Here is a 16,085-nt window from a genome sequence, read left to right as displayed (position 1 = left end):
TTCCCTCCTCAGTTTTGTACATGCTGTACCCAGTGATCTCGGTGTATGACCTCAGGCTTCTCTTTTGAAAGCTCGTCACTTCGCATTCCTTTAATGCCGAGAAGCTCATCGGAGGCGTACAAGGTTTGTCCCTTACCAACTAATCCGTTTGGACCGACGACTTCTACGACTTCTCCTTTAGAAAAGTCACCAGCGACATCAATGACTCCTGCCGGAAGAAGGCTTCTGCCATTATGCAAAATCGCCGCTTCTGCTCCTGCATCAATCATGATCTTTCCAGAGACCGGTGAGTGGAATTGAATCCATTGACGACGGTTGTTCACGGCTGATAAATCCTGTTCACCGATATACGTTCCATCGCCTTGCCCCGCAAGAATGCGAAGCAGTTTGTCTTCCCCAGTGCCTGTGCCAATGAAGACTTTCACGCCAAGTGAAAGTGCCGTTTGTGCAGCAGACAGCTTCGATTTCATTCCGCCTGTTCCAACCTTTGAACCGGTGCTCTTTGCATATGAAAACAATTCTTCTGAAATGTGGGTCAGGACATCAAACCGCTTCGCCTCAGGATGCTCATTTGGATTTGCATCATAAATGCCATTGATGTCTGTTAATATAATCAATTGGTCTGCATGGATTAATCCACTGACAAGAGCTGACAGCATGTCATTATCCCCAAAGGTAAGCTCCTCGATGGAGACTGAATCATTTTCATTTATGATCGGCAAAATCTTTCTTTCCAGCAGCTCCATCATCGTTGCGTAAGCATTTCGATATCTTGTTCGATCTGAAAAGTCATTACGTGTTAAAAGCATTTGAGCAGGTGTCATGTGAAACTGTGAAAAAAGCTCTGTATATTTCTGCATTAACAAGCCCTGACCAACGGCGGCAGCTGCCTGTTTCCCCTTTAAGGTCACAGGTCTTGATGGATAGCCTAAGCTGCCAAATCCTGCTGCAACGGCTCCTGACGAAATTAAAATGATTTCATGACCTGCTTCTTTGAGCTTTGCGATGGCTCTTACATGATCCCGCATCTTTTGTTCATCAATGGCTCCTTTTTGCTCTGTTAATGAACTGCTGCCAATTTTTATGACGATCCTTTGCTTTTTCATCCTTGATTCCCTCCGCTATACCTTTAGGCACAAAAAAATCCCTTTTTCTCCTTATGTAAAGGACGAAAAGGGATTTTCCGTGGTACCACCTTCATTGAATAAGCATGCGATCTGCTTATTCCACTCAACTCCTGTAACGCCAGGCACGCGCTTAGATTTTTCCTCTAAGGCTCAAAGGGCAGGTTCAGCAGCTGTCTGCGGCAAATGTTTCAGCACATCATTTGCTCTCTTTACGCATCAGTTCCTGCTTACTATTCCTTTTCAACGCTCGTTAATTTTTTTATATTATCACCAATTGCTAAAGAAAAGTCAAGCGGTCAATTAAAGACAATCGTTTTATTCTCATGAACAATAATGCGATCTTCAAGGTGCCATTTGACAGCACGTGCAAGCACACTGCGCTCAATTGTCCGGCCAATATTTTTCAGGGCCTCCGCATCATCCCGGTGATCTACACGCTCAATATCCTGTTCAATGATCGGTCCTTCATCTAAATCATTGGTGACATAATGAGAAGTCGCACCAATTAATTTGACTCCCCGCTCATATGCCCGCTTGTAGGGGTTTGCACCAATAAATGCTGGCAGGAAGGAATGATGAATATTAATGATTTTGTTCGGATGCTCTTCAATGAATCCAGGCGTTAAAATTTGCATGTATCTGGCAAGCACAACCGCATCAATGTCGTACTTTTCTAATAAGGCGAGCTGCTCTTTTTCAGCTTCTTTGCGAATATCTTTATTCGCCTTTACAAAATGGAATGGAATTCCGAGTGCTTCTACTGTATCTTTTGCCGTTTCATGATTGCTGATCACAACTGCGATTTCAGCCATTAAATTTCCGCTTTGCCATTCCCATAGAAGCTCATGCAGACAATGAAGCTCTTTTGAGACAAAGATTGCCAGCTTTTTCAGCTCACTTGCACGCGACATGCTCCACGTCATTTGAAATGATGCTGCGATTGGCTCAAAACTATTTTTCAATTGATCCATATTCGCCGAGATGTCTTTCCAATCAAATTCAATTCTTAAAAAGAACCGGCCGCTTTCATGATCGGTTGTGTATTGGCTGGATTCAATGATGTTCGCTCCGTGCTCAAATAAAAAGGAAGAAACAGCTGATACAATACCAGGCTGATCCGGGCAGCTGACAAGTAATCTGCCTTTTTGCTCGTGCTTTTGTCTGTGTAATTCAAGTTTCTCTGTAATCAATGTTCTCATGTATCATGACCTCATTTACGTTTTCATTCTAATGAAATATTATACTGGACTGGAAAGAGAAAAAGCAATGAAGAGGCCATTTTTTATTGAATATTCATTCAATTCTTTACCTAGCGTGATATAATATGAGTAGACCTTTTATCACAAAAGGAGTGATGGAGATGAAAAGCATGACTTTGTTTGGTAAAGTGAGCTTTTGGCTCGGCATCGTATGTCTGATCACAGGTATTTATCTTTTTATAGCCGGTGAGAGACTCATTCCTTTACTCACATTTGGTGTCTGTTTTCTTCTAGTGAGTCAGCTTTACCGCAAAAATGAAAACGATTCCAATCATCATTCGATGTAACAAAAAAGGGCTCAAATGATTTTTATTTGAGCCCTTTTTCTACTTTTAACGCATGATAGAAAACCTTTGCAGCCCTGACAAAGAATGCGAGGGTTTGTCTACATGGTGAGGCTGGCAAACAGATGCCAGCCTTTTCTTATTCAATAATTTTTAACCCGACCGCCGCAGATAAAATCAGTGCGATAAAGAAAATACGTTTTGCGTCCTTCGACTCACCGTAAAACAGCATGCCGACAATGGCTCCTCCAGCAGCTCCAATGCCAGTCCAAATGGCGTATGCCGTTCCCATCGGAATTGTATTCATCGCAAGAGAGAGCATGAGAAAGGACAACGAAAATCCAGCTGCAATGAATAAAATCCATTTGACATGCCGGTCTTTCTGGAATTGATTCATCATGGTGACACAAAGCATTTCTAAAATGCCTGCACCAATGAGTAAAAGCCAGCTCATGATTCAGTCTCCCCTTTCTTTTCACTCGTGGTCAGTTTGAGCCCTAATACACCGCTTAAAAGCACCATGATTAAAAGTAATTTCACTAGCTGTACCGGCTCACCCATTACCATACCTACTATGACAGTACCTGCTGTCCCAAGTCCGGTGAAAACGGCGTAAAGTGTGCCAACTGGCAGTACAGTCGTGGCTTTCAGGAGTAAATAAAAGCTGACGACAATACAAACGATGGTTGCGGCCCACTCCAATAAAGAGTCAGCATATTTCAACCCCATCACCCAGCCGACTTCAAAGATCGCCGCAATAAAGACATTTCCCCATTTCATCTAATCCCTTCCTTTCTGAACGATTCCAACCAACAAAAAAAGCCCGGAAATCGATCGTTTGATCAAATCTCCCGGGCTTTTATCCCTCCGTGTACATACGGTCTATTTTGTAGACCTTATGTGTTTTCTCTCGGTCCAGACTGCGCCACCCGCACGGAACCCTAGAAAACCAATTCTTAATAAGCAGATCTGACTTAAAGCAGATTCTGTGTGTCAAAATTGTATCACACCCCGAAATACCGGTCTACCGCTTTGCTTGCCACACGCAAATATACTTGTTCATTTTTCGAAAGAAATTTTATGGGACCGCCGTATACTAAGGGTTAGAAACAGGTCAACTGATAAAGAAGATCTGCGGGCTGTTTCACATGCTGCGAACTGAAGGGAAACGAGCGTATATGATAATTCATTTATTTTTTATGACATTGACGATCAAGCGTAAATACAAGGACATGGAGACCGTACTTTACGAACAAGAAGTTGAAGCATTTTATGAAGAAATGAAACAGAAGCAGCTAAAATATATGAACTAAAACAGGAAGTGAAAAATGAGAAAAGAAGGAGAATGATGCTTGATTGTTATACGAGGGAGAAGGATCTATTCCGGGTACAGCAACGATCACACCGCTGATATAATGAAATCAGATTGATGTGATGAACGTTCAACTTTAGGATGATGCATTTACAGATCATCCGTTGTACTCCAAATAATGCTGAAAAACATTTTATAAAAAATTAAGAGGTGGCTTCATATGATGATGACCGATGAACAAAAACATGAATTTTATCAAGCACTTGTTGACAAGAATCCGCAATATGACGGCACATTCTTTGCCTGTATTAAGACAACCGGCATCTTCTGTCATGCCACATGTACGGCTAGAAAGCCAAAATTTGAAAACTGTGAGTTTTTCTTTACAGCGGAGGAAGCACTGCTGGCAGGGTATCGCCCTTGCAAGCGCTGCACACCATTAACATACCCGAACAGCATTCCTGAAGAAGTCAAAACACTCGTTTCAGCAGTAGAAAAAAATCCTGAGAAACGCTGGAAGGAAGAGGACTTCCGCCAATTAGGGATTCACTCTGCCACAGCTCGAAGAAAGTTTAAAGACATATACGGCATGACCTTTGTTCAATATGCAAGATCACGCCGAATGGGACTTGCCTTTAAAGAAATTTTGAACGGAAAAAAAGTAATCGATCAGCAGGTCACTTTCGGCTATGAATCTTCAAGCGCCTTCAATGATGCATTTACGAAAATCATGGGAAATCCCCCTAAAAAAGCGCAGATTCACATTCTTTATGCTAATTTTATTTCCACACCGATCGGGCGCATGATGAGTGTGACAGATGCCACACATGTGTATTTACTGGAGTTTATGGACAGGCGGGGACTCGAAAAAGAAATTGAAACATTAAGAAAGAAGCATCATGCCCGCATTTTAGTTGGAGAAACAAACGTCCATCAGCAATTAGCAAAGGAATTGGCCTTATATTTTGAGAAAAAGCTGACCAAGTTTACTGTACAGCTTTCCTTACATGGCACCCCTTTTCAAATGAAGGTGTGGGAGCAGCTTTCACTCATTCCAGCAGGCGAAACGAGATCCTATCGTGATCTAGCCGCGAAACTGGGTGATCCGCATTTGGTTCGTGCCGTTGGTAATGCAAATGGTGCGAATCAATTGGCGATTATCATTCCCTGCCACCGCGTGATTCAAACAAGTGGTGAGCTTGGAGGCTACGGCGGGGGGATTGAACGGAAGAAATATTTGCTTCAGTTAGAACAGCATGCATAAAAAAACGGCTCTGCTTAATCGGTAAGCGAGCCGTTTTCTCCGTTACGGGTGATGCTGTATACATCAATGATTTGGTCCCATTTTGAAATGGTTTTTTCTTGTTTCATGCCCATTTTTAAAGCGACCTTCACCGACGCTTCATTCTCAGGACGAATTAGGCTGACCATTCGTCTGACCTTCATTTCTTCAAATCCATAGGTAAGGCAGCCTTTTGCAGCCTCAGCAGCATAGCCATTCCCCCATACCGCTTTCTTTAGCATATAGCCAATCTCAAGCTCGGTTTGTCCTTCAATGTTTTGCAGGACAATTCCGCTTTGTCCAAGTCGTTCATTTGTTTCTTTATCTTCAATGATCCATAGCGAAGTGTGGTACATGCGGTCATTTTTTTGATTCCATGCAATCCACTCTTTTGTCTGCTGTTCATCCTTCAAAGAAGGATAATACTTCATCACTTCTTCATCTTGGAACAGCTCGTCATATAAAAATGACGCATCATGTTCATTCATCGTTCTCAGTTTCAGGCGCTCTGTTTCTAGTACTGTTCTTGTTTGATATGACATTGATAATCCCCCCTTTTTTACTTGCTAAAAATATCTCCGAACAACCCATTTGAATCTGGGGCAAAGTAATGGAAGCCCGCACCGGTTAAACTTGCAGCCAGCGCTGTCCACATCATTAAACTGACGGTCATCCACACCGCGACTTGCTTTCTTTTCGTTCCAAAGCTCATGCACATCAAGGCCGCTAAATGACTGCCGATGATAAAAGGACCAATGAGCGCTAATCCAGGCAGACCGTATCGTTCCCAAATTTTTCTAGCCCGCAGCTGCTTTTTCTCTCCTTTCTCATCACCTTTCTCTTCTTTTCTCTTTAACCACCATGCTTTAAACCGGTCCACAAACACAATGAGAAGCAAAACTGTGAGAAAGTTGCCGATGAATCCAATTACAGCCGTTGTCACAGGGTGCAGCCCACTTAAGATTGCGAATGGAACGACACCAATCACCTCAAAAAAAGGCAAAGCAGCCAATACAAAAACGAGTACATATCCCCATACGATATCCAAAAACAGAACCCCTTTTCATTTTTGTCCTCTCCCCATTGTAATGAAAAACACAATTCCATTTCTACATTTTTTTAGAAAAAGAAAAGCACATCGTATGAGATGTGCTCAGTTTACATTCATATTTTCATTTTTCTTATTTGCCCGGCGCAGGACAATGAGCATAAGCCCTATTAAAATCACAATAGATAGCAGACTTTGCAGCAAAATCACACTTGGTGACGTCCAGCCAATCCATTCGAAGATGAGCTGCGGTCCGAAAAAGATAATCGGAATCAATGAAACGACATTCGCCTTTAAGATTGCATTGAATACAACGATGCATAGCAGCATGAGCAGAATGACGCCCCACCTCTGGCCAGAAGTAAGGACAAGTAGTGGTGTGCCGACCTTTTGATCCAATAGTTTGATTGTCACCATCGCTGTCAGCTGAAAGATTCCTAACATCCAAAAGTAAAGAAATACCCGGCTGCTTGTTTGAAAGGCAGACGCTCTAAACATCACAATGATCATGATGACATTGGCCACTAAAACGAGCGGATATCCAATTAAAGCAAACCAAGAATAGGATAAGTTTTGGCTGATTGCATCTGATAAGATCATATAAAAAAGCGATCCAATTAAGAAAGCACTGACGAATGGCACCCAGTCTTTATGGTTTTCTGACAGCTCTTTTGCCAGTTCATCAGCATAGCTCCGCGGATCTCCTCCGAACACATCCTCACCTGTTTTGCCGTCTTTTTCAGCCTCAACCGCATGTGCTGTCAGTTCATCCATCAGCTCATCGATTTCATCCTGATTTTTTCCCTTTGATATGAGATAAAGTTGCAGCTCTAGTAGAATGTGTCTTGTTTCTTTTGATACCATAATCTCACTTCCCTTTTTGTAATAAGCGGTTTACATTTTTTGAAAGCTCATTCCAGCGGTCAATAAACTCTGTGAGCGCTTGTTCTCCCGCTTGTGTGAGCGTATAGTATTTCCTTTTCGGACCGCTCGCTGACGCTTTTGTAACGGTGGTCACCAGCTGTTCCTTTTGCATACGCAACAAAATCGGATAGATACTGCCTTCACTAATTTGATCAAACCCATAATGCGCGAGCTTCTTCGTCATTTCATACCCATAAATTTCGCCCTCAGAAATAATCGACAGCAGACAGCCTTCTAAAATTCCTTTTAGCATTTGTGTGGATGTTGTCATGATTGTTCCTCCGATTCCAGTACCTTGCATCACAAGATAGCTTTATCTTATCATACACTATCTTGCCATGCAAGATACTGGTACAGAAAAAAATCACCGCTTAAAGGGTGATTTTTACGCCCAAGGTTTATCTGTCCCAAGTGCGTCAGCAAGCGCCTTACTATGCTTTCGGCGGCTTTTTCTTTCCTCTGCCCGCTGCTTCGCTGTTTGATGAAGCATGATTTCTTCCTCTGTTTCCGGCATCACCTGCGGGACTCGTTTAGGCTTTCCGTTTTCATCTAATGAGACAAATGTCAGAAATGAAGTCGCTGCGAGTCTGCGCTCTCCAGACATCAAGTTTTCTTTAATGACTTTGACGAACACTTCCATAGAAGACGTGCCCACCCATGTGACATAGGATTCCAAGCATACTGACTCCTTTTGTCCAATCGGCTCTAAAAAGTCAACAGAATCCATTGAAGCTGTGACCGTTTCACTGCGGCTGTGTCTTGCTGCCGAGATGGAGGCAATGTCATCTATATAACTCATTAATTTCCCGCCAAATAACGTTTGGTGGTTATTCGTATCGAGAGGGAATACTCTGCTGGTTTTAACAACTTTCGATTCCTTGCAGTATTTGAAATTTTCTTCACTCATCATCATAGCTCCTTCTTGCTGTTTTCGTGGATGCGGAACGACTTTTATTAAACACTATTCTTTTAGGTTTGTCTAAACTTTTTGCTTTAGTCTTATGTGAGAGATTTTCTTTCGGAAATGTTTCAACCATGGCTAGAAGAAGGAATAATAGAACTATGAATGAACAAGGAGGCCATTTGATGGATTCTATGAGAGCAGAGCAATTATACAAAATGCCGCAATGCATGAGTGAATACGACGATTTAGAAGAAGTTCTTTTATGCAGTCCTATTTATATGGAAATCAAACAAATTATTAACGAAACCCAGAAACATTTTGCGAAAGAAAATATTTCTCAAATGAAAGCAGTCGCTCAGCATAAGCAATTGATCCAAACCCTTAAAGATCATCAAGTACGGCCTATCCTGCTCCCGGCGAATGAACGCTTCCCTGAGCAAGTCTTCACTCGGGATATTGGGTTTACGATTGGACAGACACTGTTTGTTTCAAGTATGGCCGCTCCGGTTCGGCAAGGGGAAGAACAATACCTAAAAGAATGGGCACACGCAAAAGGGTGGTCAGCTGTCACTTTGACAGACGGAACGATTGAAGGCGGCGATGTGCTTGTGGATCAGAAGCGTGTGTTTGTTGGCACGAGCAAAAGAACTAGTTCAGCCGCTATCTACCAGCTAAAAAAGGAACTGCCGGATCATGACATCATTCCGATTCACCTTCCTCCTCACATTTTGCATCTTGATTGTGTGATGAATATTCTGTCTCATGACGAGATAATCATTTATCCTGAAGCGTTCAAGCAAAAGGATCTCCAGCTGCTCAAAACGTATTATGATTTGATTGAAATCAGCGAACAAGAGCAATTCACACTTGGACCAAATGTTTTATCCATTGGTCAGAAAAAAGTGATCAGCTTGCCCAGCAACCAAGAAACAAATGCTTTATTAACCGCTCACGGGTACACCGTTATTAAAGTGGACTTTTCGGAAATTATTAAATCTGGCGGCTCTTTCAGATGCTGTACATTGCCTATTCGGCGTTCATCCACTAAAAAAGCCAGCATGTAGAACAGTTTGTCTACTTGCTGGCTTTTTATCGGGCTTGTCCTATTTTCTATTGTATAAATGACAGGCGACTTCATGTCCTTCTTCCACCGCTTGTAATGTCGGCTTTTTTTCAGCACACACATCCATCGCGGCAGGACATCGTGTTCGAAATACACAGCCGCTTGGCGGGTTCACTGGACTTGGAATTTCTCCTTTTAAAATAAACCTTTTGCGCTTGTCCTCTACGTCAGGATCTGGAATGGGGATGGCAGACAGCAAGGCTTGTGTATATGGGTGAAGCGGTGTTTGATATAATGCATCACTCGTCGTCAATTCGACGAGATGACCTAAATACATGACACCGATCCGGTCACTAATATATTTCACCATGGACAAGTCATGTGCAATAAAAAGAAAAGTTAATCCTTCCTCTTTTTGCAGTTTTTTCAGCAGGTTCACGACCTGCGCTTGGACGGAGACGTCTAGTGCAGAAATCGGCTCATCTGCCACAATAAATTTTGGCGCTAAGGCAAGTGCTCTTGCAATGCCGATTCTCTGCCTCTGTCCCCCGCTAAATTCGTGCGGATAGCGGGTAGCAAAATCATAGCTTAATCCTACCGCTTCAAGCAGATCTTTCACGCGGGCAATCCTTTTCTTTTGACTGCCATAAAGCTGATGAATCTCCATTGGCTCCAGCATAATATCTTTTACTGACAGTCTTGGATTTAACGAGGAATACGGATCTTGAAAGACCATTTGCATTTGCCGGTTGAAATCAAATGATTCTTTTTTAGAAAGGTGGTGAAGACTTTTCCCTTCATATAAGGCTTCACCATCTGTAGGTTCATAAAGACGCATGAGCACTTTTCCAAGTGTGGATTTGCCGCAGCCAGACTCACCAACGAGACCAAAGGTTTCTCCTTGTTTCAGCTGAAAAGAGACACCATCCAGCGCTTTTAAGGTTCTCCCTTTCGATAGATGAAAATGTTTTTTAAGGTTGTTTACTTGTAAGAGTGGTTCAACTGTCATGATCGCTCCTCCTCTCGCTTGGTAAATACCGCCTTGCACCTGCCCATTCCTTTTCATATGAAGTGCCAGAAAGGGAGAGAAGCTCAATTTGTCTGCCAGTTTTGGGCGAATGAAGCATCATCCCGTTCCCAGCGTAGATCCCTACATGGCGGACCGCTCCTTTTCCGTTTTCATTTGCAAAAAACAGCAAGTCGCCTTGTTCTAAATGGCTTGATGTAACCGGCGTTCCTTGAACAGCTTGGTCACTTGCATCTCTCGGCAAAAGATATCCGCACGCTTTGTACATGCTGTAAGCAAAGCCTGAACAATCATAGCCAAAGCTGCTCATGCCTCCCCATAAATACGAAAGGCCTATAAATTGTTTTCCTGCGTCTACGACATCTTTGCCTATCAGAGAGAAAGCATGTGAGCCTGGGCGTACATCCGCTTTGTTGATTTCTCTTATTCCTACTGGGGTGACAACATGAAATTGATCATCAGTTTCTTTGGCTGCTGCCAGCTCTGTTAAAAAACTAATCTCCATATCTGGTTCCCCGTTTTGATATAGCGTGGCTTTTTTCTGACAAACGATAAGAGATACAGCTGACGCACTTCCCTCAGTTACTTGGTTTAATTGCTCAGCAGGTATATAGCCTGGATAGCCTTCTGGATGTTTCCGGCTGGCCTGCTGCGGTATGACGACTTTTATCCAGCCATCTGTCTCTTCTAATCCAATCACTCGTTCGCCGAGCAGTATTTGAGATTGAATCAAATTTTCTTCACATAAAGCCAGCTTTTCTTCATATGTTTGCTGGTCAATCCACTCTTTGATGTTGATGGAGTCCTGAAGTACCTTCTGATCGATTTCTCTCGGCGAATGCGGCGCTGTCCATACGTTAGCGACTGGAACCTTTGATTCGTATATCATCATGAGACTCCTTTCACCCCTTGAATGCCTAACCCATGATGCAGCGGTAAAAATATGTCTTTTCCTTTGTACACGATTCCTCCGTCTATCAAGTCCTCTTTCAGCATAAGCGGGGCATCAAAATCGCAGCGGGTGATATTCGGCTGGCTTGCGGCGAAATGTGCCGCAGCTGTAATGCCAAGCTTTGACTCAATCATACTGCCAACCATGCACTGAACACCGTATGCTTCGGCTAGGGCATTGATTTTTAATGCTTCTTTTATGCCGCCTGATTTCATTAATTTTAAATTGATCAGATCGCAGCTTCTCGTTTCAAGCACCCTAATGGCATCATGAAAACTGAAAATGCTTTCGTCTGCCATAATCAGTGTTTCAGTTGCTTCTGTCACACGGCGCAGCCCTTCAATATCTTCTTTCGGCACTGGCTGTTCTACTAGTTCAATATTCAGCGCTTCCATTTTTCGAATGGCTGTGATCGCTTCCTTCCACGTCCAGCCCTGATTGGCGTCGAGCCTGATCTGAATATCCGGACCGACTTTTTCTCGAATCCGCTTGATCCGCTGAATATCCGTGTGTATATCATCTTTTCCTACTTTAACCTTTAACGTCTGAAAGCCTTCGGCTGCGTATTGCTTCGCATCTTCCGCCATCTCAAGCGGCCGGTTTACACTGACCGTATAGTCGGTTTCGAGCTGATGACGATATCCGCCAAGGTATTGATAAAGCGGAAGTCCTGCCTGCTTTGCTAAGCCATCATAAATGGCCATATCGATTGCAGCCTTTGCGCTTGTGTTGCTTGCGAGCACGCGGTTCATAGCAGAAAAGATTTGTTCATACTCTGCCAAGGAAGCCCCGAGCAAAATGGGTCTGATCACTTCACAGATGGCATAGTCGATGCTTTCCAGCGTTTCTCCTGTAATCACCGATGTGGGAACTGCCTCTCCGTAGCTGACGTCACCTTGATCATATGTGATGATGACGATCAGAGATGCTGCGTCATACACCGTTCTTAAAGCGGTTTTGAAAGGCTTTTTTAGCGGTACACTCGTTCTGCATGTACGAACATCCACAATTTTCATTTAATCGCCTCTTTCGCTGCAACGCCTGGAGAAATGTGCAGTTTCTTCCCTGCCGCATCTAGTGCAGCCTGCACGCCCATCGGAATGGCAAAGTTCGGTGATGAATGACCGATCCGAAAGCCGCCAAGTGCAGGTTTCTTTTGCGGCACAATATAGGTTTCCCATAGCTGTTCCAACGTTAAGGACTGGTCTTTCTTTTTTGGTTCACATTGATGAAAATCGCCAATGATGAATCCAGCCGCATCATCCAATTTTCCAGCAGAGGTGAGATGCTGCATCATGCGATCGATTTTATAAGGCTCTTCGTCAATATCTTCAATGAACAACAGCTTTCCCTTCGTATCAATTTCAAAAGGTGTGCCAAGTGTTGTCACGATGAGGGCAAGATTCCCTCCTATGATGTCCCCTGAAGCGGTGCCGGGGTAGAAGGTATGAAGAGGTGACAAGTGATGCGAATACGTAAAGGCCTTCGGCGTGAACAGCTGCAAAAAGGTATCCTTCGTATACGGATGGACCTCTTCAAGTCCCACATCAGAGGAAAGCATTGGACCATGAAAAGTCACAAGACCCGTCTGCTGCTGGATGGCCGTATGTAAAAACGTAATGTCACTATAACCCCAAAAGATTTTTGGATTCCGGCGAATGAGATCATAGTCAATGACTTCCGCAAGTCTTCCAGTTCCGTACCCTCCGCAGGCACAAATAACCGCTTTGACTTCTGGATCTTGAAACATGCCATGAAGATCTTCCACTCTTTCATGATCACGACCTGCTAAATATCCGTACCGGGAATCAAGATACTTCCCTTTTTTCACCTTCAGCCCAAGGCTTTCTAAAAAGGCAATCCCTTTTGCTAATTTCAATTCATCAGGCGGGCTTGCTGGTGCGATAACCCCCACCGTATCCCCTGTTTGAAGCGCCGCTGGCAGCTGGTTCATGCCAATCCCCTCTTTCTCTTTATTTCTTACAATCTATGGGCATCTTCTCCATAACATGAACAAATAAAGGAACAGACGCTTTTGTTCAAAGCGTCCCATATTGTTGACAAAGAGCTAAAATGATCTTTATTTTAGCCCTTTGTCTTCTATTCAGCGTGACCTGAAAACCTTTGCAGCCCTAGGAAGGACGAGCATCGGAGCGGAGCGAATTTGACATTCGTGAGTACCGAGCGCAGGACTGACAAAGAATGCGAGGGTTTGTCCGCGCGCTGAGACGCTTTTGTTCAAAGCGTCCGTGTTCCTCTTTTCCTTCAATTACTCTCCATCTACTTGTGCCCATTTCAAATCGATATACCCAACAGGGTGGCGGACAATTCCCTTCACGCCCTCTTTTTGCAAATGCACTTGGTTATAAAAATGAATTGGAATGATCGGTGCTTCTTCAATGAGAAGTGCCTCTGCATCATGAAGGATGCTGTTTCTTTTTTGTTCATCTGCTTCCTGGCTTGCCTTTTTAATCAGCTGATCATAGGTGTCGTTTGACCATCCAGTCCGGTTCATCGCATTCCCTGTTTGGAAGCTCTCTAGGAAATTGATCGGATCTGCATAGTCTGCTAAAAATGAACTTTGCGAGAATTGGAATTTCAGCGCCTTTTGATCTTCTGCAAATACATTGGCTTCCATGTTTGCAAGCTTCACGTCCACACCCAGCGCTTCTTTTAATTGCTGCTGGATGGCTTCAGCTTTTTTCTTATTCTCAGGCTTTGTGCTATATGTTAATGTGACGGGCGGCAGCTTTGAATAGTTTTCTTCTTTCAGCCCTTTTTCTAATAGCTTCGCAGCTTCACTCGTATCTTGTTTGACAAGATCGCCGCCAGCTTCTCTGAAATCATCACCCTTTGAATCTAAAATCCCCGGTGAAACGAAGGCGCGGGCAGGCTTCTCTTTATTCTTCGTGACATAATCCACGATATCTTGCGGGTTGATCGCCATTTGAAAGGCTTTGCGAATGTTCTTATTTTGAAAAGGTTCCATGTTCACATTCAGACGATAAAAGAACAGTCCGGCCTGATCTTCAATTTGTACGTCTTTATTTTTCAGCAAATTTTCACTTTGTTCTGCTGGGACAAAGGCAGTGTCCAAATCTCCCGATTGATACATTTGATAATCAGTGTTTCGATCACTGATCATCAGCCACTTTACCTGATCCAGCTTGACTGTTTTTTTGTCCCAATACGTCTCACTTTTTTCCATAGTGAAGCTCTCATCATGCTTCCATTGTGTCAGCTGAAACGGTCCATTCCCAACAAAGGTTTTGGCATCCTTTGCCCAGTTTGGATCCTTCTCTGCTACCTTCTCATTGACAGGGAAAAAGGCAGGGTTTGCGGTCATATTTAAGAACGATTTCTGCGGGTATGCCAGTGTGACCTTTAGCGTTTTGTCATTTTCAGCACTGACTTTTACATCCTCTTTCTTTCCTTTTCCGCTGTTAAATGCCTCTCCGCCTTCAATCATGTATGCTAAGAAGGATGCAGATGAGCCTGTTTTCGGATCAAGCAGACGCTTCCACGCATATTCAAAGTCACTCGCTTTCACTGGGTCACCATTCGACCACTTGATGCCGTCTCTTAAATGAAATGTGTATGTTTTTCCATCCTCTGAAATCTCCCATTTTTCCGCCATTGCAGGAGATGGTTCGTGCTTTTCGTTCAGTCTTGTTAATCCCTCCATTAAGTTATTCAGACCTTGCCACGATACATTATTAAAACCAATCGGCGGGTCAAATGACGTCGGTTCGTTTTCGTTATTTAAGGTTAATACTTTCTTTTCATCCTTATTGCTTGATGATCCTTTACCTGCTTGCTCATTGGCTGTACATCCAGCGAGCAGTATGATGATAAACAAACAAATACTGATGATCCACCCTTTTTTCCTCATCAAAAACTCCCCCTTTGTGTTGCAGATAACATCGCTTGGTTCGCTCGCTCATCCTGAAGCCAGCAATGCACTGTATGAGTAGGTGACCGCTGCGTTTCGTGCGGCATGATATGATCACACACTTTCATGGCAGCCGGGCAGCGATCGGTATACGGACAGCCCTTTGGCGGTGCAAATAAATCAGGCGGGCTTCCTTCAATCGGAATCAGTTCATCTTTCATATCAAGTCTTGGAACGGATTGCAGGAGCCCTTTTGTATAAGGATGCTGCGGACTGTAAAAAATATCCTGCCTTGTTCCAGTTTCAACCATTTTCCCTCCGTACATGACCGCTACCCGGTCGGCAACTTGGGCTACGACCCCTAAGTCGTGTGTGATTAAGATAATGGTAACCCCTGTTTTCCTCTGAATCTCTTTAAACAGCTCTAAAATTTGTGCCTGTATGGTCACATCCAGCGCGGTCGTCGGTTCATCTGCGATCAGCACCTTTGGCTCACAAATCAGTGCCATGGCAATCATGAGCCGCTGCCTCATTCCCCCGCTGAATTGGTGCGGATATTGCTTTAGTCTCTCCTTTGGCTGCGGAATACCAACCAAATCAAGCATCTGTATGGCGGCTTCTTTCACTTCTTTTTTCGTCAGCTTTTGATGCTCCTTCGCCGCCTCCATCAGCTGATCTCCTATTGTCAAGGTTGGGTTGAGTGCTGTCATCGGATCTTGGAAGATCATCGAAATATCCACGCCTCGTATGGCGCGCATTTCTTTTTCAGATAATGACAGCAAGTTGCGGTCTTGAAACCAGATTTCTCCCTGATCGACTTGCGCGCTGTATGCAGGCAGAAGCCTCATAATGCTTTGTGATGTCACACTTTTTCCGCAGCCTGATTCTCCCACAATGGCGAGGGTTTCTTTTTCATATACATCGACATTCACTCCGCGTACTGCTTGAACTGAACCGCCGTATGTCCGAAAACTGACGTGCAGATCGATAATTTGTAGAACTTTTTTCAAA

19 protein-coding genes, 1 riboswitch and 1 other annotated feature are annotated in these 16,085 nt (G+C 43.7%); of the genes, 4 read left to right on the top strand and 15 right to left on the bottom strand.

From position 1 onward, the window contains the following. Positions 1–8: 8 nt before the first annotated feature. Both proB and purU read right to left on the bottom strand, forming a co-directional pair. Entirely contained in the window at positions 9–1,106 is a 1,098-nt protein-coding gene (gene proB, locus BA81_RS08125) for a glutamate 5-kinase (protein ID WP_034281505.1), read from the bottom strand. A gap of 55 nt (positions 1,107–1,161) precedes the next feature. Further along, positions 1,162–1,380, bottom strand: a binding site (T-box leader). 43 nt (positions 1,381–1,423) lie between these two features. Next, positions 1,424–2,326: a formyltetrahydrofolate deformylase gene (gene purU, locus BA81_RS08120; protein ID WP_034281504.1), complete on the bottom strand. Its 903-nt coding sequence runs from the start codon at positions 2,324–2,326 to the stop codon at positions 1,424–1,426. A gap of 161 nt (positions 2,327–2,487) precedes the next feature. Here purU and BA81_RS08115 point away from each other — a divergent pair, with 161 nt between their 5' ends. Further along, positions 2,488–2,673, top strand: coding sequence for a hypothetical protein (locus BA81_RS08115; RefSeq protein ID WP_034281503.1), 186 nt, complete (start codon positions 2,488–2,490; stop codon positions 2,671–2,673). Between the two features lie 136 nt (positions 2,674–2,809). Here the strand turns inward: BA81_RS08115 and BA81_RS08110 are convergent, their stop codons facing one another. Then, entirely contained in the window at positions 2,810–3,124 is a 315-nt protein-coding gene (locus BA81_RS08110) for a DMT family transporter (protein ID WP_024424636.1), read from the bottom strand. Continuing rightward, positions 3,121–3,450 carry a DMT family transporter gene (locus BA81_RS08105; protein ID WP_034281502.1) on the bottom strand — a complete coding sequence of 110 codons (330 nt, stop codon included), beginning with the start codon at positions 3,448–3,450 and terminating at the stop codon, positions 3,121–3,123. Before BA81_RS08105 ends, BA81_RS08110 begins: the two co-directional genes overlap by 4 nt. A 66-nt stretch (positions 3,451–3,516) precedes the next feature. Further along, positions 3,517–3,626, bottom strand: a riboswitch (guanidine-I (ykkC/yxkD leader). A 222-nt stretch (positions 3,627–3,848) separates the two neighbouring features. On the opposite strand from BA81_RS08105, the gene BA81_RS19190 reads away from it, so the two are divergent. Together BA81_RS19190 and BA81_RS08100 are read left to right on the top strand one after the other, a co-directional pair. Continuing rightward, complete coding sequence (locus tag BA81_RS19190) at positions 3,849–3,983, top strand: YrzI family small protein (protein WP_080701185.1); 135 nt, start codon at positions 3,849–3,851, stop codon at positions 3,981–3,983. A gap of 219 nt (positions 3,984–4,202) precedes the next feature. After that, a complete protein-coding gene (locus BA81_RS08100; protein ID WP_034281501.1) occupies positions 4,203–5,246 on the top strand; it encodes a bifunctional transcriptional activator/DNA repair enzyme AdaA in 1,044 nt (347 codons plus the stop codon). Positions 5,247–5,260: 14 nt separating this feature from the next. Here the strand turns inward: BA81_RS08100 and BA81_RS08095 are convergent, their stop codons facing one another. From BA81_RS08095 to BA81_RS08075, 5 genes are all read right to left on the bottom strand, one after another. Then, complete coding sequence (locus BA81_RS08095) at positions 5,261–5,806, bottom strand: GNAT family N-acetyltransferase (RefSeq protein ID WP_034281500.1); 546 nt, start codon at positions 5,804–5,806, stop codon at positions 5,261–5,263. 17 nt (positions 5,807–5,823) lie between these two features. After that, complete coding sequence (locus BA81_RS08090; protein ID WP_025092307.1) at positions 5,824–6,312, bottom strand: small multi-drug export protein; 489 nt, start codon at positions 6,310–6,312, stop codon at positions 5,824–5,826. Positions 6,313–6,417: 105 nt separating this feature from the next. Beyond that, a complete protein-coding gene (locus tag BA81_RS08085) occupies positions 6,418–7,176 on the bottom strand; it encodes an HAAS domain-containing protein (RefSeq protein WP_034281499.1) in 759 nt (252 codons plus the stop codon). A 4-nt stretch (positions 7,177–7,180) separates the two neighbouring features. Beyond that, positions 7,181–7,507: a PadR family transcriptional regulator gene (locus BA81_RS08080; protein WP_034281498.1), complete on the bottom strand. Its 327-nt coding sequence runs from the start codon at positions 7,505–7,507 to the stop codon at positions 7,181–7,183. A gap of 114 nt (positions 7,508–7,621) precedes the next feature. Beyond that, entirely contained in the window at positions 7,622–8,143 is a 522-nt protein-coding gene (locus BA81_RS08075; RefSeq protein ID WP_008346212.1) for an acyl-CoA thioesterase, read from the bottom strand. Between the two features lie 179 nt (positions 8,144–8,322). On the opposite strand from BA81_RS08075, the gene BA81_RS08070 reads away from it, so the two are divergent. Next, the gene (locus tag BA81_RS08070; RefSeq protein ID WP_034281497.1) at positions 8,323–9,204 is read left to right on the top strand and encodes a dimethylarginine dimethylaminohydrolase family protein; all 882 of its coding nucleotides are present in this window, start codon (positions 8,323–8,325) and stop codon (positions 9,202–9,204) included. 39 nt (positions 9,205–9,243) lie between these two features. On the opposite strand, the gene BA81_RS08065 is transcribed toward BA81_RS08070, so the two are convergent. From BA81_RS08065 to BA81_RS08040, 6 genes are all read right to left on the bottom strand, one after another. Further along, on the bottom strand, positions 9,244–10,212 hold the full coding sequence (locus BA81_RS08065) for an ABC transporter ATP-binding protein (RefSeq protein ID WP_034281496.1): 969 nt from the start codon (positions 10,210–10,212) through the stop codon (positions 9,244–9,246). Next, positions 10,202–11,119, bottom strand: coding sequence for a C40 family peptidase (locus BA81_RS08060; protein ID WP_034281495.1), 918 nt, complete (start codon positions 11,117–11,119; stop codon positions 10,202–10,204). The genes BA81_RS08065 and BA81_RS08060 overlap by 11 nt, the downstream gene beginning before the upstream one ends. Then, entirely contained in the window at positions 11,119–12,198 is a 1,080-nt protein-coding gene (locus BA81_RS08055) for a mandelate racemase/muconate lactonizing enzyme family protein (protein ID WP_034281494.1), read from the bottom strand. Before BA81_RS08055 ends, BA81_RS08060 begins: the two co-directional genes overlap by 1 nt. Continuing rightward, positions 12,195–13,136, bottom strand: coding sequence for a S66 peptidase family protein (locus tag BA81_RS08050; RefSeq protein WP_034281493.1), 942 nt, complete (start codon positions 13,134–13,136; stop codon positions 12,195–12,197). Before BA81_RS08050 ends, BA81_RS08055 begins: the two co-directional genes overlap by 4 nt. A gap of 315 nt (positions 13,137–13,451) precedes the next feature. Then, the gene (locus BA81_RS08045; RefSeq protein WP_034281492.1) at positions 13,452–15,074 is read right to left on the bottom strand and encodes a peptide ABC transporter substrate-binding protein; all 1,623 of its coding nucleotides are present in this window, start codon (positions 15,072–15,074) and stop codon (positions 13,452–13,454) included. Next, positions 15,074–16,084: an ABC transporter ATP-binding protein gene (locus BA81_RS08040; RefSeq protein WP_034281491.1), complete on the bottom strand. Its 1,011-nt coding sequence runs from the start codon at positions 16,082–16,084 to the stop codon at positions 15,074–15,076. Before BA81_RS08040 ends, BA81_RS08045 begins: the two co-directional genes overlap by 1 nt. Position 16,085 lies beyond the last annotated feature (1 nt).

The sequence above is a fragment of the Bacillus safensis FO-36b genome (assembly GCF_000691165.1).
In the GTDB taxonomy this organism is placed as follows: Bacteria; Bacillota; Bacilli; order Bacillales; family Bacillaceae; genus Bacillus; species Bacillus safensis.
Note: the sequence above shows the minus strand (reverse complement) of the source record. Positions and strands in the feature narration are given on the sequence as shown.